General features: G+C 61.2%; 22 protein-coding genes and 1 tRNA gene. 10 read left to right on the top strand and 13 right to left on the bottom strand.

Going from position 1 to position 20,242, the window contains the following annotated elements:
* Positions 1-498: 498 nt before the first annotated feature.
* Entirely contained in the window at positions 499-786 is a 288-nt protein-coding gene (locus HP556_RS03110) for a GIY-YIG nuclease family protein (protein ID WP_175365872.1), read from the top strand.
* A gap of 145 nt (positions 787-931) precedes the next feature.
* Here HP556_RS03110 and HP556_RS03105 read toward each other — a convergent pair whose 3' ends face one another.
* The 4 genes from HP556_RS03105 to fliI form a co-directional block, all read right to left on the bottom strand.
* The gene (locus HP556_RS03105) at positions 932-1,813 is read right to left on the bottom strand and encodes an anti-sigma factor (protein WP_175365878.1); all 882 of its coding nucleotides are present in this window, start codon (positions 1,811-1,813) and stop codon (positions 932-934) included.
* Positions 1,813-2,361 carry a sigma-70 family RNA polymerase sigma factor gene (locus HP556_RS03100; protein ID WP_089267514.1) on the bottom strand — a complete coding sequence of 183 codons (549 nt, stop codon included), beginning with the start codon at positions 2,359-2,361 and terminating at the stop codon, positions 1,813-1,815. Before HP556_RS03100 ends, HP556_RS03105 begins: the two co-directional genes overlap by 1 nt.
* A 199-nt stretch (positions 2,362-2,560) precedes the next feature.
* Complete coding sequence (gene fliJ / locus HP556_RS03095) at positions 2,561-2,980, bottom strand: flagellar export protein FliJ (RefSeq protein ID WP_068737112.1); 420 nt, start codon at positions 2,978-2,980, stop codon at positions 2,561-2,563.
* A 109-nt stretch (positions 2,981-3,089) separates the two neighbouring features.
* On the bottom strand, positions 3,090-4,415 hold the full coding sequence (gene fliI / locus HP556_RS03090) for a flagellar protein export ATPase FliI (RefSeq protein WP_089267515.1): 1,326 nt from the start codon (positions 4,413-4,415) through the stop codon (positions 3,090-3,092).
* Between the two features lie 372 nt (positions 4,416-4,787).
* Between fliI and ctrA the strand changes: the two genes are divergently transcribed.
* From ctrA to HP556_RS03070, 4 genes are all read left to right on the top strand, one after another.
* Complete coding sequence (gene ctrA, locus HP556_RS03085) at positions 4,788-5,489, top strand: response regulator transcription factor CtrA (RefSeq protein ID WP_068737116.1); 702 nt, start codon at positions 4,788-4,790, stop codon at positions 5,487-5,489.
* Positions 5,490-5,649: 160 nt separating this feature from the next.
* Positions 5,650-6,060: a DUF350 domain-containing protein gene (locus HP556_RS03080; protein ID WP_175365871.1), complete on the top strand. Its 411-nt coding sequence runs from the start codon at positions 5,650-5,652 to the stop codon at positions 6,058-6,060.
* Positions 6,057-6,455, top strand: a complete 399-nt coding sequence (locus tag HP556_RS03075; RefSeq protein WP_175365870.1) for a hypothetical protein — start codon at positions 6,057-6,059, stop codon at positions 6,453-6,455. The genes HP556_RS03080 and HP556_RS03075 overlap by 4 nt, the downstream gene beginning before the upstream one ends.
* Before the next feature lie 6 nt (positions 6,456-6,461).
* A complete protein-coding gene (locus HP556_RS03070) occupies positions 6,462-7,619 on the top strand; it encodes a glutathionylspermidine synthase family protein (protein ID WP_175365869.1) in 1,158 nt (385 codons plus the stop codon).
* Between the two features lie 6 nt (positions 7,620-7,625).
* On the opposite strand, the gene HP556_RS03065 is transcribed toward HP556_RS03070, so the two are convergent.
* The 6 genes from HP556_RS03065 to chpT all read right to left on the bottom strand — a co-directional run bounded on the left by HP556_RS03065 (position 7,626) and on the right by chpT (position 14,255).
* The gene (locus tag HP556_RS03065; RefSeq protein ID WP_175365868.1) at positions 7,626-8,507 is read right to left on the bottom strand and encodes a CheR family methyltransferase; all 882 of its coding nucleotides are present in this window, start codon (positions 8,505-8,507) and stop codon (positions 7,626-7,628) included.
* Positions 8,504-9,670 (bottom strand): protein-glutamate methylesterase/protein-glutamine glutaminase, encoded by a 1,167-nt coding sequence (locus HP556_RS03060; protein ID WP_175365867.1) that lies wholly within the window; start codon positions 9,668-9,670, stop codon positions 8,504-8,506. The genes HP556_RS03065 and HP556_RS03060 overlap by 4 nt, the downstream gene beginning before the upstream one ends.
* 102 nt (positions 9,671-9,772) lie before the next feature.
* Positions 9,773-10,138: a response regulator gene (locus HP556_RS03055; RefSeq protein ID WP_068737128.1), complete on the bottom strand. Its 366-nt coding sequence runs from the start codon at positions 10,136-10,138 to the stop codon at positions 9,773-9,775.
* 45 nt (positions 10,139-10,183) lie between these two features.
* The gene (locus HP556_RS03050) at positions 10,184-10,681 is read right to left on the bottom strand and encodes a chemotaxis protein CheW (protein WP_089267521.1); all 498 of its coding nucleotides are present in this window, start codon (positions 10,679-10,681) and stop codon (positions 10,184-10,186) included.
* An 11-nt stretch (positions 10,682-10,692) separates the two neighbouring features.
* On the bottom strand, positions 10,693-13,407 hold the full coding sequence (locus tag HP556_RS03045; protein WP_175365866.1) for a hybrid sensor histidine kinase/response regulator: 2,715 nt from the start codon (positions 13,405-13,407) through the stop codon (positions 10,693-10,695).
* A 200-nt stretch (positions 13,408-13,607) separates the two neighbouring features.
* Positions 13,608-14,255 carry a histidine phosphotransferase ChpT gene (chpT, locus tag HP556_RS03040; RefSeq protein WP_068737134.1) on the bottom strand — a complete coding sequence of 216 codons (648 nt, stop codon included), beginning with the start codon at positions 14,253-14,255 and terminating at the stop codon, positions 13,608-13,610.
* A gap of 170 nt (positions 14,256-14,425) precedes the next feature.
* Here chpT and cysQ point away from each other — a divergent pair, with 170 nt between their 5' ends.
* Positions 14,426-15,262, top strand: a complete 837-nt coding sequence (gene cysQ / locus HP556_RS03035; protein WP_175365865.1) for a 3'(2'),5'-bisphosphate nucleotidase CysQ — start codon at positions 14,426-14,428, stop codon at positions 15,260-15,262.
* 7 nt (positions 15,263-15,269) lie between these two features.
* Here the strand turns inward: cysQ and HP556_RS03030 are convergent, their stop codons facing one another.
* Entirely contained in the window at positions 15,270-15,764 is a 495-nt protein-coding gene (locus tag HP556_RS03030; RefSeq protein ID WP_175365864.1) for a YHS domain-containing (seleno)protein, read from the bottom strand.
* Positions 15,765-15,877: 113 nt separating this feature from the next.
* Between HP556_RS03030 and HP556_RS03025 the strand changes: the two genes are divergently transcribed.
* The 4 genes from HP556_RS03025 (at position 15,878) to HP556_RS03010 (ending at position 18,764) form a co-directional block, all read left to right on the top strand.
* Positions 15,878-16,462, top strand: a complete 585-nt coding sequence (locus HP556_RS03025; protein WP_089267524.1) for a DUF1134 domain-containing protein — start codon at positions 15,878-15,880, stop codon at positions 16,460-16,462.
* A 135-nt stretch (positions 16,463-16,597) separates the two neighbouring features.
* Positions 16,598-17,860, top strand: a complete 1,263-nt coding sequence (locus HP556_RS03020; RefSeq protein ID WP_175365863.1) for a coiled-coil domain-containing protein — start codon at positions 16,598-16,600, stop codon at positions 17,858-17,860.
* A 183-nt stretch (positions 17,861-18,043) separates the two neighbouring features.
* Positions 18,044-18,118: transfer RNA gene (locus HP556_RS03015), tRNA-Val, on the top strand.
* Positions 18,119-18,404: 286 nt separating this feature from the next.
* Positions 18,405-18,764, top strand: a complete 360-nt coding sequence (locus tag HP556_RS03010; protein WP_175365862.1) for a hypothetical protein — start codon at positions 18,405-18,407, stop codon at positions 18,762-18,764.
* 61 nt (positions 18,765-18,825) lie between these two features.
* Here the strand turns inward: HP556_RS03010 and HP556_RS03005 are convergent, their stop codons facing one another.
* Positions 18,826-19,515, bottom strand: coding sequence for an alpha/beta fold hydrolase (locus HP556_RS03005; protein ID WP_175365861.1), 690 nt, complete (start codon positions 19,513-19,515; stop codon positions 18,826-18,828).
* 86 nt (positions 19,516-19,601) lie between these two features.
* The gene (locus HP556_RS03000; protein ID WP_175365860.1) at positions 19,602-20,234 is read right to left on the bottom strand and encodes a hypothetical protein; all 633 of its coding nucleotides are present in this window, start codon (positions 20,232-20,234) and stop codon (positions 19,602-19,604) included.
* Between the last annotated feature and the right edge of the window lie 8 nt (positions 20,235-20,242).

Genomic DNA, 20,242 nt, shown 5'->3' with positions numbered 1-20,242 from the left:
TTCCGGGCAAAGGCGCAGAGCTCCGCACTCCGCTGATCCCGACGGTTTCCCGCCGTTCACCAATGCCACGTCCAGCCAGCATGAGTGGCAGACCCCGTAGTGGGGCCGGACGGTGACCCAAGGCCTCCCGAGTGCGTGGGGTACGTCACCCCACACCCGCAGGCGCCGCATCCCTGTTCCACTTCAAGACGCCTCATGAAGCGCCCCTCGCGAACCGGATGAGCGGAGGATAATCCTGTTGGGGATATTGTCAAGAACAATAGGAAAAAATGTTTAAGCCCTATTCTCTCGATTGTCATTCCGGGGCGCGCTCTTGCGCGAGCCCGGAATCCATAACCACGATCGCGCGTATGGATTCCGGACCTGCCCCCAGCCGGCTACGCCTGTCGGGCGCGTCCCGGAATGACAGCCAGTGAGCTCAAAATCGCGTTGCACCTAGCTTTGCGCGAACTACACTTTCCTCACCGAAGTCCAACACCGATAATCACGGTGATCGCAATGACGTATTACGTCTATCTGCTGGCCAGCCGAAAATACGGCACGCTATACATCAGCGTGACGAACGACCTTATACGGCGAGTCTACGAGCATCGTAGCAAGGAGGTTGACGGCTTCACGCGACGTTATGACGTCGACAAGCTCGTTTGGTTTGAGGTCTACGATGACGTCCTGTCGGCCATTGCGCGTGAGAAAGAACTCAAGAAATGGCGCCGCGACTGGAAGATCCGATTGATCGAAGAGCAAAATCCAAACTGGATGGATTTGTATCCGGTGCTTTCCGGCTGACGTGGAGTTTATGGATTCCGGGCCCGCGCAAGAGCGCGTCCCGGAATGACAATTGAGAGGTTCGCATTACAGCGGCTTTGCCGCTTTCATGCACCCCGGAATGACGAACATAGGACCAATGCCAGATGACAAGAGAGCCTAACGATCACCGTGCCGGCGGCACCGTTTCGATCAGCTTGCCGGTGAACACGATCGGGCCGGTGGCTGCACCGGTCGGCGAACCGCCTTCCGGCTCGATGGTCACGGCATAGGTGGCCTGATTGACGACATCGGGATCATAGGCAGCGAGTGCAGCGCGCGATGTGAAGTCGTTGCTGCCGATCACGCCGAGCGAACGCGGGCGTTGCAGCTTGTCGGACACAATCCAGAGCTCGTAGCTTTTGCCGGCCTGCGGTTCGGCGCCAACCTTGCGCACTGTAAAGTTTTTGGTCGCCGCATCGACAGTGAGGATGAATGCGGGTGACGCAGCGTCGGTCTGCAGCAAGGCGACGTATTGCGACTGAGCTGCTGCGGGCGGCGCGACCGGCGCTGGCGCCTGCACCACCTGCTGCGCTGCCTTCGGGCGTAAACCTGCCGGCAGCAATTCGGGGCGATAGGCCTGCACGGCAATCAGCGCAACAAGCATGGCGGCAACCGCGGTCATGCCGGTGGCCACACCGCGCCAGCGTTTTGCCTGGACCGAGAAATCAATCACGTTCGAACGATCGAGCGTCGAGCGATCGATCGCAGGCTGCTCAGCAACGACCGCCGCTGCAGCGACCGGCTGCGGCGCTTCCGGATGCACGATCGCTTCTTGCGTACCGGCCAGACCGATCGCAACGCGGATTTTCTCCCAGACTTCAGGACGCGGCTCGACAAGGCCGACCATCTGATTCAAAACGCCGAGCTTGCGCTCCCACGCCTCGACCACAGCGGCAAAATCCTTGTCAACGGACATCATGGTCTCGACCTGCACGCGCTCTTCGGCACTGAGCGTGCCAAGCGCATATTCCGCGGCAAGCGCGATATGGTCTTCGCTATAGGCCATCATGTCAGTCCCAGACACTCCCGGATGTCCATCATACTGCGGCGCAGCCACGTCTTTACTGTATTGACCGGCGCTTCGAACTTCGTCGCGAGTTGTTCGCGGCTCCAACCATTGTAGTAAGCAAGCAGCACCAGTTTCTGCCGGTCCGGCTCAAGCCGGCCCACGCACTCCAACAAGCGCTTCAATTCTTCGGTCATTTCCTGTCGCGCGAGCGGGTCAGGTGTATCGGCTGCCACTTCCATTGCAGCCGGCTCTTCCTCGATAGACGTTTCGCTTCTCTTGCGAACGACATCAATAGCCCGGTTACGAGCGATCGACGCCATCCACGTGATCGGCGAGGCAACACCGGGATTGAATTGCCCGGCGCTGTTCCAGATCTTGACATAGGCCTCCTGGATGACTTCCTCGGCGAGATCCTGTCTGCGCAAGATACGGATCACGACGCCAAAGAGTTTCGCGCGCGTCGCTGCATAGAGTCGCTCGAAGGCGGCTTCATCCCCTTTGGCAACTGCGGCAAGAAGCCAGACCAGTTCAGCCGGCGTCAGCATTACGTCTCCCCAACCTCAATATACCTTTCGCCTTACGGAGGTGCCGCCCGGCGGTATTCCCTGTCGTAACATAGATTATAGCAAGCGGGCCATGTCGCTGTTTATGCTGTGGATAGACCACAAACAGCAAACCCGGACCTCGCGGCCCGGGCTTGATGACTTCAATCTTTGAGGCTCGTTGGCTCGCCGCTTCTGCGGATCAGGCCACTGCGCCGATGCGGGCACGCATCAGGCCAATGCTGTCGAGGTCGGCCTGTTCGCGTGCGTTCTCTTCGTCGCGTGCACGGGCCTGGTCGCGCTCATCGAGCAGTTCGACCTTCTTGAGTTCTTCGAAAGCTTCACTCAGCAATGCCTTCGCGTCTTCGAGCTGCACGCGCAGCTCATCGGCCGAGCGCGTTAGATTCTCGCGACGCTGGATCGCGGCCTTGGCGTAGGTCGGATAGGCAAAGTGGGTGGGATCCTGAATACCGGCGCGATCCTGCTCGGTCTGGATCTCGCGCTCGAGATCGACCGACATGCGCTGGAAATCCGCGATCATGCCTTCGATCTGATTGACCCGGCGGCGCTTCTCATCGACCTGGAACTTCTTCAGGCGGATCAGGGTGTCACGTGACTTCATCGACTCATACTCCCCAGAAGTCCCAGTCTCAACGCGGGACACAACCGGACAACCGCAAGGGGCTGACCGGCCGAAATTCTTCTCTGAGGGTCATGATGGCCTGACAAAGTTAGCGTTCCGTTTCCAAACCACCAACGATTTGTTGCAGTTGCTGATAGCCTTGGGCCAGTCCGCAGACTTCGTCCTTGCGTTGCCGCAGGAATGCCTCAAGCGGCTCATGGAGCCGGATCGCCTCGTCCACTTCCGGACTGGAACCGGCGCGATAGGCGCCCAGCCGGATCAGCTCTTCCATATCCGAATAGGTCGCCATGATCTGCCGGGCTCGCGTGATCGTCGGTAAATAGGCTGGATCGCAGGACCGCGGCATGGTTCGCGACACCGACTTCAGGATATTGATAGCAGGATAGCGGCCACGCTCGGCGATACCGCGTTGCATCACGATATGGCCATCGAGAATGCCGCGCACGGCGTCAGCAACGGGTTCGTTGTGATCGTCGCCGTCGACCAGCACCGTGAAGATGCCCGTGATGGAGCCTTCATCAGTGCCCGGCCCTGCCCGCTCCAGCAGCTTCGGCAGTTCGGTGAACACCGTCGGCGTATAGCCTTTAGCGGTCGGCGGCTCGCCGACGGACAGGCCGATCTCACGCTGCGCCATGGCGAAACGCGTGACGGAGTCCATCATGCACATGACGTCCTTGCCCTCATCGCGGAAGAACTCCGAGATCGACAGCGTCAGATAGGCCGCCTGGCGCCGCATCAGTGCAGGCTCGTCCGAGGTCGCGACTACGACCACAGCGCGTGCGAGACCTTCTTCGCCCAAGTCCTCCTGCAAGAACTCCTGCACCTCACGACCACGTTCGCCGATCAGGCCGATGACGGACACGTCGGCATCGACATTGCGTGCCAGCATCGACAACAAGACCGACTTGCCGACGCCGGAGCCCGCAAAGATGCCCATGCGTTGGCCGCGGCAGCAGGTCAGGAAGGTATTGAGCGAGCGCACCCCGAGATCGAGCGGCGCGCCGACGCGTTTGCGAGAATGGGCGGGCGGCGGAGACGCGCGATACGGCATCGGTGCCGGACCCTGCAGCAACGGCCCCTTGCCGTCGATCGGCTCGCCCATCGCATTCACGACGCGGCCGAGCCAGGCGATCGAGGGCCGCACCTGGCTGGCGGCATTGGCGATCACCGCCCGGCAGCCGCGACGTACGCCTTCCAGTCCGGCAAAGGGCATCACCACGGCGTTGTCGCCACTGAAACCAATCACCTCGGCAGGGATGGAACGGCTTGTGCCGGTCTCGATGGTAATGCGGGCACCGACCGACATCGCGTGGATCGGCCCGGCCACCTCAACCATTAACCCGCGAACACCGACCACCCGGCCGTAAATATTGACGCCATCGAGGTCAGTAATCTGTTCCGCAAGGGCTTTCATTGCAAAACCCTTAAGTTTCGCTTCATTGCCGGCTCGGCCTTAACCCCGTGTTTACCCGCATCGTTAATCATTACGTCACTGTCTTGGATGACTGAGAGCATTCGCGCCATCAGAATGAAGGGGCGAGTCGATGGAGTCGGTTAGGTCCGGCTCTTAATGTGGAGCTTGAGCGGGTACGGGTACAAAAAGAGTCTTTGCTGCAACATCTTATGGCGATTCGACAAAAATTGCACGATTAGAGCTTGCGCTGAAGAATCAGGTTTTGTTAACCATATCCAGTCAGGATCCGAATCAGTTGTTCGTAGGCGTTTTTTGGTGCCGCAAGTATGGCGGCCGACCTGACGCCCGGAGCGGCGACTAAAGGGGACTGGCATGCGCGTTTTGCTAATTGAAGATGATAGCGCCGTTGCGCAGTCGATTGAGCTGATGCTCAAATCCGAGAGTTTCAACGTCTATACGACGGATCTCGGAGAAGAGGGCGTCGATCTCGGCAAGCTCTACGACTACGATATTATCCTGCTCGATCTCAATCTGCCGGACATGTCCGGTTACGATGTGCTCAAGCAGCTGCGGGTGTCCAAGATCAAGACCCCGATCCTCATTCTCTCGGGCCTCGCCGGCATCGAGGACAAGGTCAAGGGTCTCGGCGTCGGCGCCGACGACTACATGACCAAGCCCTTCCACAAGGACGAGCTGGTTGCCCGCATTCATGCGATCGTGCGCCGCTCCAAGGGCCACGCCCAGTCGGTCATCCAGACCGGTGACCTGGTGGTCAATCTCGATACCAAGACGGTGGAAGTCGGCGGTCAGCGCGTCCATCTGACGGGCAAGGAATACCAGATGCTGGAGCTGCTCTCGCTCCGCAAGGGTACGACCCTCACCAAGGAAATGTTCCTCAACCACCTCTACGGTGGCATGGACGAGCCCGAACTGAAGATCATCGACGTTTTCATCTGCAAGCTGCGCAAGAAGCTGGCGAATGCTTCCGAAGGCCGCAACTTCATCGAAACCGTCTGGGGCCGTGGCTATGTGCTCCGCGAGCCGCACGAAGAAGAGATCCGCATCCCGGCCTGAGTTTCAAGCCGGCTTAAGCGTCACTCCCCGAAAGTTCTCACGAAACCCCGCCGAAAGGCGGGGTTTTTGTTTGCGTGGATGAACCCACCCTTTGCTTACAGCGACGAATGCCATAGGCGAATACCAAGCGATCATGTTTGGCGCACATTTCGGGGGCGGAATGGTTCTGCAATCTCTGGTCGGGCTGCCGGCCTTTCTGGTCTATTTCTGCACCGGCATCGTCGCCGTGATGCTGTATCTCTTCGTCTATCTGCGCGTCACCGCACATGACGAGTTCGCACTGATCCGCAAGGATTGCGCGCCAGCTGCGATCGCGCTCGGGCTCAGCCTGCTCGGCTTTGTGCTGCCGGTGGCCAGCGCCATCGTCCACTCCGCCAATGTGGTCGACTGCCTGATCTGGGCGATCATCGCGCTGATCGTGCAGATCGCCGTCTATTTCATTCTCCGCATTCCGGTGCCGAAATTGTCGGATCGCATAGCCAATGGCGAGATGGCCCCGGCCCTCTGGCTCGGCCTCGCCTCCCTTGCTGCCGGCGTGCTGAACGCTGCCTCCATGGTGTATTCGCCATGACCAGCAGGCCCGCAAAGAACTTCGGCAAGCGCCAGCCCGTGCAGCCGATGCATGAGGAAGCCCCGTCGCGCAAACGCTCCAACCATGTGGCGCTCCTGCTCATGGGCACCATGGCCCTGGGCGGCGGCGCCTATGCGCTGATGCCGAGCGAACATTGCGACCCGAACCGCGCTGCCATCGCGGGGCAACAGCAAGAGTGTCAGCAGCGCAGTTCGTCGTCATCCTCCGGCGGCCATGGCTATTCAGGGGGCAGCAGCAGTTCCTCCGGACGCAGCAACTTCGCCAGCACCGGATCGTCATCCAGCGGCGGATATGACGGCTCGTCATCCAGCGGCAGCCACGTCACCCATGGTGGCTTCGGCTCCTTCGCCTCGCATTTCTCCGGCGGCGGCTAGTTTCTCATGCAACGCATCGCATGTTCCGAGCGCGAGGATTGGCAGGCCACAGCGGCCGCGACGGGCTTCGTATTTCATACCGAGGCCGGCGATCGCTATTGGGACGAGCGCGCCTACTACGCTTTCACGCTGGATGAGATCGAGCGTCAGATCGAGGCCCCGACCGCCGAACTCAACGCGATGTGCCGCGAGCTGGTGAGCCGTGCGGTCAAGGATGAGCGCTATCTGCGGCTGCTGAAGATCCCGCAGGCCTACTGGACCTTCATCGCCGCAAGCTGGCAGCGCAACGATCCGAGCCTCTATGGCCGTTTCGATTTCCAGTTCGACGGCAAAGGTCCGGCAAAGCTGCTCGAATACAATGCGGACACGCCAACCTCACTGTTCGAGGCCGCGGTGTTTCAATGGACCTGGCTCGAACAGGCGATCGAACGCCAGATCATCCCGAAGCGGGCCGATCAATACAACTCGCTGCATGAGCGGCTCATCGAGGCCTGGCGCAAGATCGGCGCCGACAAAGCCATTCATCTCGCAGCCGCCATGGACAATGCCGAGGACCGCGGCACAGTGCAGTATCTCGCCGATGTCGCGCAGCAAGGCGGCCTCACACCGGCGCTGATCGACATCAAGGACATCGGTTATGCCGACAGCGGGCACTTCGTCGATCTCAAGGACCAGCCGATCGACCTGATGTTCAAGCTTTATCCGTGGGAGTGGATGTTCCGCGAGGCATTCGGCGGCCGTCTGAAAGGCGCATCGACGCGCTGGATCGAGCCACCGTGGAAAGCCATTCTGTCCAACAAGGGCATCCTGCCGCTGCTATGGGCGATGTTTCCGAACCACCCGAACCTGCTGCCGGCCTATTTCGACGATGATGCTGCAGCCGCTGAGCTTGGCACATCCTATGTGCGCAAGCCGCTCTATTCGCGCGAAGGCGCCAATGTCACGCTGGTGAGCGGCGGCAGCGCCATCGATGCGCAGCCCGGTCCCTATGGCGAAGAAGGCTTCATCCGGCAGATGCTGATGCCGCTGCCGAACTTTGCGGATCAGTATCCGGTGCTGGGCAGCTGGCTGGTCGATGAGGTGCCATGCGGGCTCTCAATCCGCGAGGATGAGAATCCGATCACCGGCAACATGTCGCGCTTCATTCCGCACGCGATCCTGTGACGGCGCTCAGCGTGCCGGCGAAGCAGCGGCCTTCAGACCCACAGGCGTCATGCTCGGCACGATCGACGGTGCGGCACGGACGACGTTCGGGCGGTACAGGCCACGCTTGTCGGCATGCGGCTTGAACGTGTCGGTCAGACCGACAACGGTCTCTGCGGCGCCCAGCGCCAGGAAGCCATCAGGCTCCGTGCACTTGGCAAGGCGGCCAAAGATCTGCGTCTTCATCTCCTGATCGAAATAGATCAGCACGTTGCGGCAGAAGACGATGTCGAACTTGCCCATGCTGGAGAAGTCCTGCAGCAGATTGAGCGGCTTGTACTGGATCATCGACCGGATCTCCGGATTGATCTGCCACATCTCGCCGGTCTGCTTGAAGTATTTGACCAGCAGCTGGATCGGCAATCCGCGCTGGACTTCGAACTGGGTGTAGATGCCCGACTTCGACTTCTCGAGCACCTGCTGCGAGATGTCGGTCCCGATGATCTCGATCCGCCATCCGGCGAGCTGGGCGCTCATTTCCTTGATGGTCATCGCGATCGAATACGGCTCCTGACCGGTGGAGGCAGCCGCACACCAGATCCGCAGGCTCTTGCGGGCGGCACGTGCCTGGATCATCTCCGGCAGCACGACGTCACGCAGATGGTCGAACGGGACCTTGTCGCGGAAGAAGAAGGTCTCGTTGGTGGTCATCGCCTCGACCACGTCGGACGCAACCGTGGACGAGCCGTTCTTGATCTTCTGGACCAGCTCTTCAATGCCCGACAGGTTGGCCTTGCGTGCGAGCGGCATCAGCCGGCTTTCGACCAGATACTGCTTGTCAGCAGACAGATCGAGACCCGAGCGCTCCTTCAGGAACTTGCGCAGGAAATCATAGTCTGCCGGTGTCATGACCGATCTCCCGAGAAAAGACGAACCACTTTCGAACCGATTTGATTGAGCGGCAGGATAGCCGAGCAGATGCCCGCATTGGCGGCAGCGCCGGGCATACCCCACACCACGCTCGATGCTTCGTCCTGCGCGATGACATTGCCGCCAGCCGCGACGATATCCTTGCCGCCGCGCATGCCGTCCGAACCCATGCCTGTCAACACGACGGCGAGAATGGCGCCGTGCCAGACGTCGATGGCAGACGTGAACAGCGGATCGACAGCAGGCTTGCAGAAATTCACCGGCGGACCGTCATCGAGCGCGATGGCGATGTTGGCACCCTGCTTGACGGCGCGCATATGCTTGCCGCCCGGCGCAAGGTAGATCTGACCGGCCTTGACGATTTCGCCATCGACACCTTCGCGAGCCGGACGCTTGCTGGCCCGGGCGAGATGTTCGGCAAGAATGGTCGTAAAGGTCGGCGGCATATGCTGCGTGATCAGAACAGGCACCTTGTCGATCACGGCGCCGATTTCGGCAACCAGCGTCATCAGGGCTTGCGGACCACCAGTGGACGAACCGATCAGCAGCGCGCGTGGCATCGTGGCGCTGAAAGGACGCTTCACGAGCTGCGCCTGCGCGGCGACTGATGTCACGGACTTGAAAGACGGTGCAGCCTCACGCGCCGCGGGAGCTGGCACGATCGACGGCGTCGTCGCCGACTTCAGGCGGCGAACCTTCGCGCCAAGATGACGGATCTTCTGCAACAGGTCGTGCTTGAAGATGTCGGCTGCGGAAATCTCCCGGGTGCTCTCCGGTTTCGGAATGTAGTCGGCGGCGCCGAGCGACATCGCCTTGAAGCTGATCTCCGCGTTGCGGCGGGTCAGCGTCGACGCCATGATGATAATGAGATTCCGCTTCTTCGCCAGCAGCTGCGGCAGCGCCGAAATGCCATCGAGCTCCGGCATTTCAATATCGAGAATCGCAACGTCGGGATTGATGCGCTCGATCTGGTTGACGGCATCGAGACCAGTACGAAGCGACGCCGCGACGGCCATATCAGGCTCGGCCTCGATCCAGCGCGAGATCAGGCCACGAATGACGACGGAGTCGTCCACCACCATGACTCGCAGTGGCTCATACCGCGAATCGACAACAGCAGGACTTATCACATCAACACTCATGAACTCACCAGACGCAACACAACGCGACAAATGCACTGACAAAACAAATGCACAAACAAAAAGGCGGCGCCGGAAGTGGAATACGCAATTCCGGCGTAGAACTTAGATCAGGCCGACTTCCTGAAACTTCGCCGACACGATTTCCTTGTCGAACGGTTTCATGATGTATTCGTTCGCGCCGGCGTGCAGAGCGCGCGCGATGTGGGCCACGTCGTTCTCCGTCGTACAGAACACGACCTTCGGAACGTCACCGCCCGGCATGCGGCGCAGGTTACGCAGGAACTCGTAGCCATCCATCACCGGCATATTCCAATCAAGCAGAACAGCGTCCGGCAGGTTCTGCTTGCAGATTTCGAGCGCTTTCTCGCCGTCTTCAGCCTCGGTGATCTCGAAATCGAGACCTTCGAGAATCCGACGGGCGACCTTACGGATGACACTGGAGTCATCGACAACCAGACATGTCTTCATGTGAGCCTCATTTTCACCGCGGACAAAATTGTCCAAGTGCTGGTCTTAGGCGGCCAGCTTGTCAGGCGAGATTTCAAGGATGCGATCAACGTCGAGTACGACCATCAGTTGCCCATCGAGACGATGGACGCCATCGGCCATCTTGGCCATGCGCGGATCCAGATTGACCGGATTCACCTCACGGCTCTCATCGGCGAGCTTCAGGACTTCACCGATCGAATCGATCAGCAAGCCGTAGGATTCACCGCGGAGATCGACGCCCACAGCCATCGGCGGTTTGCCGTCATCGTTCTTCGGCAGGCCAAGGCGCGAACGCATGTCGATCGCGGTCACAATTCGACCGCGCAGATTGAGCACGCCGGCGACGTCGCTGGAGGACAGCGGCACGCGGGTCAGGCGCTCAGGCATGAACACGTCCTGCACGCGCGAGATCGGCATGCCGAACAGTTGTCCACCGATCATGGTGGTTACGTATTCGGTGATCGCGCCGTCAGCGCTCGGAGCCTTGGTGGTGGTGGTGGTCGTAGTGGTGGTGGTGGTCATTGCGATTTCCCTCACGCAGCCTGGCGAACTTCAGTGGTCTGTTCTTTGAGCGCCGCAATCAGGCCGGGGCGATCGAACTTGGCGACGTAATCATGGAAACCTGCGAGACGACCGCGCTCGATGGCAGCCGGCGAGATCATCGCCGAGAGAGCAATAATCGGCGTGTGGCTGAGTTTCTGATCCGCACGGATGGTCTCGGCGAATTCGAAGCCGTTCATATCCGGCATTTCGATGTCGGTGAGGATTACGTCGACCTCCTGACCCGAGCGCAGGAATGACAGACCTTCCTGGGCGTTGGTAGCGACGCGTACCTTGTAGCCGGCAGCCTTGAGCACGGGCGAGAGCATGTTGCGGAAGAACGCGGAGTCGTCGACCAGCAGCACCGATTGGGCGGTCGCCGAGACACGCATTTCCTTACGCGAGAACCAATCGGCGAAAGCCATCGGCAGGAAGTGACCGACGTCGATCACTTCGGTCGCGAGACCCTTGATGACAGCCGAGCCGAGGATTCCCTCGCGACCGCTGGCCACTTCGATATGCAGCCGCTCTTCGACGATATCGACGATTTCGTCGACGACGAGACCCATCGAGCGACCGTCGTCTGCGAAAACGAGGATTGGCTGGGTACCCGACGTACGGACGGTCACGCCTTCCATCTGCACCAGCGGCATCAGCTGATCGCGGTACTGGACCATGTAGCGGCCGTTCGACAGCTCGACCTTGTCAACGCCCACTTCTTCGAGGCGCGTGACGAGACCGAGCGGCACCGCCTTGGGCTGTGCGGAGCCGGCGCGGAACACCAGCAGCGACGTCAGCTGTTCTGCATTCATCGCGCGCATTGCGGCGTTCTCGTCGGCAATCTCGTGAGCGTTGGATGCCAGAGCACCAAGCTCCTGTGCGATGCCGTTCGGATCGACGATCATGATCACCGCGCCATCGCCCAGGATGGTGTTGCCGGAGAACATGCCGATGTGACGGAGCTTGGTGGACATCGGCTTGACGACGATTTCTTCGGTGTGGAAGACGCCATCGACGACGATGCCGAAGGTCTGGTTGCCCACCTGGGTCACGACGATGAAGCCGTTCTCCGGATCGGCCGACGAGCCGTCATCGATCTGCAGCAGCTTCTTCAGATGCATCAGCGGCAGCAACTTGTTGCGCAGACGGAGCACCGGGGTGTCCTTGATGCGCTCGATGCGATGTTCGGAGTTGGCGCGCGCACGCACCAGTTCGACGACCGCGAGCTGCGGGATCGCGAAGCGATCACCACCGGCCTCGACGATCAGCGCGGACACGATGGCCAGCGTGAGCGGGATCTTGATGGTGACGCTGGAGCCCTCGCCGGCGACCGACTTGATGTCGATGGTGCCGCCGATCTGATCGATATTGGTGCGCACCACGTCCATGCCGACGCCGCGGCCGGAGACGCTGGTAATTGCAGCTGCAGTCGAGAAGCCCGGTGCGAAGATGAACTTGTGGATCTGGGCTTCCGACATCTTCTCGATATCGGCTTCGGTGGCCAGACCGTTCGAGATCGCCTTCGCCTTGATCCGCTCGGTGTTGAGGCCACGGCCGTTGTCGGCGATGCAGATCAGGATGTGGCCGCCTTCATGATAGGCGGACAGACGGATCGTGCCCTGCTCCGGCTTGCCTTCGGCAGCGCGCTCAGCCGGCGTTTCGAGGCCGTGATCCGCCGAGTTGCGCACCATGTGGGTGAGCGGATCCTTGATCAGGTCGAGCACCTGGCGATCGAGTTCGGTATCGGCGCCGTGCATCTCGAGTTCGATCTGCTTGCCGAGTTCGCCGGCCAGATCGCGCACGATACGCGGCAACTTCTGCCAGGCGTTGCCGATTGGCTGCATGCGGGTCTTCATGACACCGTCCTGCAGTTCGGCGGTCACGGTGGACAGGCGCTGCAGCGGCACCTTGAATTCGGTGTCTTCATGACGACGGCTGATTTCCAGCAACTGGTTGCGGGTCAGCACCAGCTCGGAGACCATGGTCATCAGATGTTCGAGCGTGTCGACGTTCACGCGGATCGACTGGTTTGCGACCTTGTCGGCTTCTGGCTGGTCGACCTCGACTGCAGTCTTCTTGGCAGCGGGCTTCGGAGCGACAGCCTTCGGCGCGGCGGGCTTTTCAGCAACCGGAGCCGGCGGCGCGACAGGCGCTGCAGCTGCCGGCGGTGCGACTTCGATGGCGGTTTCCTGGAAGGCGCGCTCAAGCTCTTCGAGCGAGACTTCACCGGGACGCAGCTCACGCTCGAGGGTCGGAACGATCAGCGGGGCCGTCTCGGCCGCGACAGGCGCTTCCGGTGCGATCGGAGGTGCGGACTCAGTCATCGATTCCATGCCTTTTTCGACCATGTGATGCAGTTCGCCGATCAGATCCTCGTCGACGCCTTCCGGCTCCGCTTCCGTGGCTTCGAGCTGACCGAGGATTTCCTTGATGCGATCGATCGTGGTCAGGATGAGCGTAACCGCTTCTCCGGTGACCGGCATTCCATCGCGGAATTTGCCCATCAATGTCTCGGCGGCGTGGGCCAGGGCTTCGAGACGGGGCAGTCCGAGAAATCCGCACGTGCCCTTGATGGTGTGAACCAGGCGAAAAATATTATCGAGAATTTTCGCGTTATTCGGGTCCTGTTCGAAGCGGACCAGCTGATTGTCAACCGTATCCAGGCTCTCGTTGGTTTCCGTCAAAAACTCGCGGAGAAGATCATCCATGAAAATAGGCCTTCACACTCCAGGCTCGCGACTTTCGCTACGCCTTTCGAAGTCTGGCTACTTTCCCCGCAAAGCGTTTAATATTAGTTGAGCATTCCCAAAAACAATGAATACGACATTTAGCTATATGCTCGCACACGTACGAGCCCGCCAAACGGCGGACTCGTAAAGAGTTCATTAAGAGTTGAATGAGTTTGCGATCAGATCGCGGTGACGACGATGGCGTCGCCTTCGGGCACCAAGGTCACCTTGAGGCCGCAAGCCTGCGCCAGGAGCCGCGTGTAGTAAGGCTGTACGGCATGGGCATCGATGCTGCCAACTTGTTCCGAGGCTAGCATATCGACGATGGCCTGCGGCAGGCGCGCGTTGAGGCCTGCAGCGGTGATCTTGAAACCCTGCGGCTCACCTTCGCCGATGCCATCGATCTTGAGCACGCCGCCGCGCGGAATCGTCTGCTGCGCGATTACCAGCATGTTGAGCAGCAGCTTGACCTTGTTCTTCGGCAGCAGAAGCCGCGGCAGATTCCATTCGATCTTGGTCTTGGCATCTTCAAGATGGCCGCGCGACATGGTCTGCGCATCGCCGAGATCGATCTGCGCGCCAGCGGAACCGGCGGCGCCGAAGGCGAGCCGGCAGAACTGCAGGCGTGCCGATGCGGTCTTGGCGCTCTTCCGGATCAGATCGAGCGCGAATTCCTTGTCTTCCGGCTTGGGATTGTCGTCGAGCACTTCGAGCCCGTTGACGATGGCGCCCACGGGGCTGATCAGGTCGTGGCAGACGCGCGAGCAGAGCAATGCCGCGAGTTCGAGGGCATCGGGGGCCGGACCTGGCGTGGGGGTGTCGGACATGAAATGCGCTCCTGGGGCCACACAGAATGAACGGCGAATCAAGCATTTGCTTTACGGTTAGATACACCGCAGATGGTGGCGCGACCACAACAAGGCTGGCACAGTCCACCGGTGCAACAGGCGCGTGTAAAAATGAACGGGGATGACATGCAGGGGATGAAGGCTAGTCGATGACGGATGATTCGCGACCTCGCATGGATGCCGCGCGGGCTGCCACCCTGATGGCGCCGCTGACCGAGCTCGCCGCACAGGCCGGCGCTGCTATCCTCAAGGTCAACCGCACTGTCATGACCGTGGATGGCAAGGCGGACGGCTCGCCCGTGACCGAAGCCGATCTCGCGGCCGACCATGTCATCGGCGAAGGACTGGCCCGGCTGTTTCCGGGAATCCCGTCGCTGTCCGAAGAGCGCCTCCATCTCGCCACGCCCCCCTATGCCGGCACACTGTTCCTCATCGACCCGCTTGACGGCACCAAAGAATTTGTCGCCGGCCGCCAGGAGTTCACCGTCAATATTGCATTGATCGTCGATGGCACTCCGCTGCTGGGTATTGTCGGTGCCCCTGCCCTCGGGCTGATCTGGCGCGGGCTGGTCGGGCGCGGCGCCGAGCGTGTCGAACTCGCGCCAGACCTGTCCATTCGCAAGGTCACACCGATCCAGACCCGCACGGCGCCTGCTCCGGGCGCGGCATGGACCGCAGCGGTCAGCCGCTCCCATGGCGACCAGCGAACCGAGGCTTTCATCGCCAGTCGCCCCGGTGCTGTCAGACAGGAGTTCGGCTCGGCGCTGAAATTCTGCCGCGTGGCCGAGGGCCAGGCTGACATCTATCCGCGGCTGGCGCCGACCTGCGAATGGGATGTGGCTGCGGGCCATGCCGTGGTGGTGGCTGCAGGCGGCAAGGTGACCGACACCTTTGGCAAGGCGGTTCGCTTCGGCGGCAACCGGGAAGACTTCATCGTGCCGGAATTCATCGCCTGGGGTGACAGCACCGCGAGCGCGCGCGGCTGAACCCGCATTATTTCGCCAGGATATCCTGCACGCCCGGCCAGCGCTTGCGCGCGCCGGGCAGATATTTGGCCGGTGCCGCAGCAAAGGCGTCGCGGGTTTCCTCCCGGCCGAACAGGTAAAGGCGTTCGCCCGTAATGAGCCACAAACGCGGATTGCCGGCGAAGGCGACGCCGCGGGCGACGTCGACGGGATCATAGCCACCGAATTGCGGACCGTAGATGTCCGGATGCGCGGCAAAGGACGCGCGGTTACCCTCATTGCGGAAGCGCCAGACGGTGCCCTCTTCCGACATTTCGAAGTCCGGCTGCCCCAGCGTCGGGCGGCCTTCGGTGAAATAGGCCACCGGATCGAAACCGCTGATTGCGAGACCCGTATATCGGTCAGTGACCACGCGTTCACTGGTCGCAGCCTGCGCGCCCGCCGGGACCAGAGTGGCCGCCAGCAGCAGAATCAAGGCAATTCCACGGCTCCAGCCTGACAATTCCCGCCGTTGTGCCGTCATAGTTGATACCGATAGTATAGGGAGTCGGGGACAATGACTGCAGAGTTAAACCGTGCTTCTCAGCATCCGGTTAAAGCCGCGGTCGCAAATTTGAAATACCAGGGGTTCTTTTCATGACCTTCGCATCACGCCTGGCAGCGGTCGCGCTAGCCACGTTCACGCTCGCCTTCTCGCCGGCTTCTGCGCAGCAACCACCGCGCGGCCAGGCCGCACCGGACACCTACCGGTCCGAAGAACTCATGACGGCCGGCCATCGCTTCTTTGGCAATGTCTCGCGCGGCCTCGCCTCGGTGATCGAAAAGGCCGTCAGCCAGTGGGGGCTGCCGAACGGCTATATCCTCGGCGAGGAAGGCAGCGGCGCGATTGTGGCGGGCCTGCGTTACGGCGAAGGTACGCTCTATACGAAGAATGCCGGCGATCTGCGCGTCTACTGGCAGGGCCCTTCGGTCGGCTTCGACTGGGGCGGCGACGGCGCCCGCACCATGACGCTGGTCTATAACCTGCCCGCCACCCAGGCGATCTATCAGCGCTTCGCCGGTATCGACGGCTCCGCCTACATCATCGGCGGCTTCGGCATGACGGCACTGACGGCCAACAACGTCGTGCTGGTGCCGATCCGTTCGGGCCTCGGCCTGCGGCTCGGCGCCAATATCGGCTATCTCAAATATACCCCCAGTGCGACCTGGAACCCGTTCTAACCTCTTCGATTTGAGAGGCGCGCGATCAAGCGCTTCTGAACGGCTGAATAAAGGTTAACGAGGCGTTACGCTGTCTTTGCCGGCGGTGCCATGGCATGCTAACCGCTGCATTTTGAGAGCGTGGGAGCATTCGTCATGGTTGAACCGATCATGTATCTGGCGATCGGTTTTCTGGTCTCGATGCTGTGCGGCCTGATGATCATGCCGCTGGTGCATAACCGTGCCGTCCGCCTCACCACCCGCCGGCTCGAAGCCGCGACGCCGCTATCGATGGCGGAAATCCAGGCCGACAAGGACCAGTTGCGCGCGGAATTCGCGATGGCGGCACGCCGGCTGGAAATGAGCGTCGACCAGCTCAAGAACAAGACCACCAGCCAGCTCGCCGAACTCGGCAAGAAGTCCGACGCCATCAACCGCATGAAGCTTGAGCTCGGCGAAAAGAACGCCACGATCTTCGCGCTGGAAGCCCGTGAAGCCGCCGTGAAGGAAAAGCTCGGCCTCACCGAGGCCGACTTCACCAGCAAGACGGAAGCGTTGCGCGCCGCCGAACAGGCCTTGAGCGACAAGCAGAGCGAACTCGCCAAGCTGAACCACGACCTCTCGGACCGCTCCATGGTGGCCGACACCCGCCAGGTCGAGCTCATCGCCGTACGTGCGCAGGTCGAGGAATTGAAGGGCCGCGTCGGCGATGCCGAAAAGGAATTCGCCAATACGCAGCACCGGCTGGAGCTGCAGCGCGGCGAGTCCGACACCGCGACGCGCGAGCTCACCGAGGCGCGCGCCCGCGTCGAGAATCTCAGCCAGCGCGTGACTGACCTCGATCAGCAGCTCACCATCCAGGTGCGCGAAGCCGAACAGCTCGGCGCCCGCGTCACCGATCTCGAGAGCCAGCTCTCGACCCAGACCAAGATCCTGGCCGAGCGCGATTTCGAGAACAGCCAGTTGCGCCAAGCCAATGAAGCCGCCGAACAGATCGCGCGCGACCTGCGCGTCGAGCTCGCCGCCATGAACGGCGCCAAGGGATCGCCCGTCATCGAGAAGCTGCGCGCCGAGAAGGCCGCCGTGGAGACCGAGCTCGCCGCCGCCCGCGAGGAGCGCGCCAAGCTGCAGCGCGACCTCAACGGCGTCCATCAGCAGGCCGAGAGCGCATGGGCCACCGAGCGCATGGAAAACGCGCTGCTGCGCGAGCGCATCAACGACATCGCCGCCGAAGTGGCCAAAATGGCGATGACACTGGAAGGGCCGAATTCGCCCATCGAGGCAATTTTGGCCGCCGCTCCGGCGCCCGCGGCCCAGCCGCGCCCGGCCAATGACGCAGGTTTCGCCCCCAACAGCACCCTCGCCGACCGGATCCGGGCGCTGCAGTCCCATGCCTCCCGCGCCACGCAGCCGGGCTAAATCGCGCGCCAGGAACCCGGATTGGCCGTCCGGCCGGATCGGGAGACTTATTGTGCGGACTTATTGTTAGAACTTGCGGCAGGGTTTGCTTGACACCCCCGCCCCCTATTCCCTAAATCGCGCCACTGACGTCAGTCCCCGCCGGGCCATTACCGCCCGGCCTTTTGGTCTGTACGGCATCCCGGGCGCATAGCTCAGCGGGAGAGCGTTCCCTTCACACGGGAGAGGTCCAAGGTTCGATCCCTTGTGCGCCCACCATTATTCCAGCATATTCAAGTACTTAGCGGCCTTATTCCCTCGAAGTGTGCCCCGGAAAAGCTGGGGCACAGCAGGGGCACACTCGTTTCGGCGCTTGATCATCGTCATGGATTGGCCGGCGCAGCTCTCTAGCCGCCAAGTTAGACTTTCGTGAAATCGGGCTTTCGCTTCTCTGCAAAGGCAGAGAAGACCTCGCGAGCTTCCGCGCTCTGAAGCCGCTCTTTGAAAAGAGCGCTCTCTTCAGCGATCCTTTCAACCATTTCCTGCTGCTCCCGCATCAAAAGCTTTGTATGGCGAAGTGCGCCTGTCGGACGCTGCGTCAATCGACGGCATTGCGTGCGCGATTTGCCCGGTGGAGATTACTGGATCCGACCGCGTCGTAGCGCTTCTGCTGATCTTCACCCCACGCGTGAGAGGCCCGTTGCGGATATCCCCGGACAACCTGAACGAGCTGTTCGGTTCCTTCTTCACGACGAAGCGTCAAGGAATGGGATCGGCCTGGCAATCTGCAAATCCATTGTGGAGGCACGGCGGCTCGCTCGCGGCGCGCAACAACGAGCTTGGCGGCGCAACCTTCGAGGTCGTCCTGCCGATATTTGCCCCCCAACCGGAGAGCGTTGCGGTTGAGGTGCGCCGCGGCGCTTGAGTCGCTTCTGGCGGCTAATTACCCCACCCCGCAGGCGCCGCCAAGCGCCCTCCGATTTACATCAGCCGTGCAGAGAAACCGCCGCGTTGGCGATAAACTCCGCGACTGCATCGGGCTGAGAAAGCATCGGCACATGCGAGCTTTCAAGCACCAGGGTCTTGGCACTCATCCGCTTCGCAGAATCGCGCTCAGCGTCGGGAGGAATGGTTTCATCGTGAGCTGCAACGATATACCATGATGGCTCGGAGCGCCAAGCTGCCTCGGTAATCTTGTCGCCGAAGCATTTTACTGCCAACGGCCCTTGCGTGGCGAATACGATGTCGGCTTCATCCGCCGGGATGTCTTGCACGAAGTGTTTGCGAACACCCTCGAGGGTTAAGGCGACGTAGCCTTCACCATAGGGTTTGATTTCGGAAGCGCCAGGCGCTGGCGGATACGACTTCCACCAATCATCGAAGGACTGCCCGCTGTCTGGCGCGCCGGCAGCGACATAAACAAGGCCTTTAACCTGCGGATGGTTGCCGGCCTCGGTGATGACGGCCCCGCCCCAGGAATGTCCAACCATGAGAACCGCACCGTCCTGCATGTTTACAACCCGATGCGTGGCCGTAACATCGTCGGCCAGCGAACTAAGAGGATTTTGAACTGCGATAGCTTTCAGGCCTCGCTTCATGAGCAGAGGGATAACCTTCGCCCAGCAAGAGCCGTCCGCAAAGGCCCCATGGACAAGAACGATCGTACCGATTGCCATAACGCTCTTCCTTTCGTGTATAATCCTGGCTCAAGACTTGGCGGCCTGCATCAACCTGGTAGCTGCTCGCGCTTTGGCGGAAACCGTCAGTTCGGACACGGTTGCCCGGCAGCTCCCCACAGGGCCATGTCTTTGACGTGATCCTCGAACGTCCCCGGAGGGATCGAGCGGCCTGCTCCGGGTGCCCACCCGCGAGGGATGAAGCCGTTTAACGATGCATCGTGCCGCAGGTGTCCAACGAGGCCAGCGGCGTCGCGACCACCATTGCGTTTGGGATCTTTCAGTTGCGCACAAATCTCGGCGCCGCTCTTGCCGAACCAGATGAAGGCCACCGGGGCGAGCTGCCAGTCGATGCCGGCGCGCGGTGGCGAGGGTGCTGGCTCGTTCGGCTGGGTGGAGGTCATGTGACAGGTCGAGCAGGCGAGTTTCTCAGTCCCGATGCGGCTCTCTCCGCCATGGATGTTCATCCCATGCACGCGGGGTTTGCTTTCGCCTGCCGGCGTCCATATGGGAATCGCCTTGGCATCAACATGGCAGTTGGCGCAACGCGGATGCGTCACCACAGCCTCAATCCGCTTCCACGCCTCCAGCCCCTCGGTGCGGCTCACGCTACCAGGCCGCAACACGTCCTTGGCAGCCTCGTCCTTGGCCGCGACAATTCCCGTGAAGGCCGAAATTACTGAGACCGCAAAGACGACCGCAATCAGAGATGCCTTCATGTCTCGCC

This window comes from Tardiphaga robiniae (genome assembly GCF_013359755.1).
Lineage (GTDB): Bacteria > Pseudomonadota > Alphaproteobacteria > Rhizobiales > Xanthobacteraceae > Tardiphaga > Tardiphaga robiniae.
This window is presented reverse-complemented; position numbering and strand designations above follow the sequence as displayed.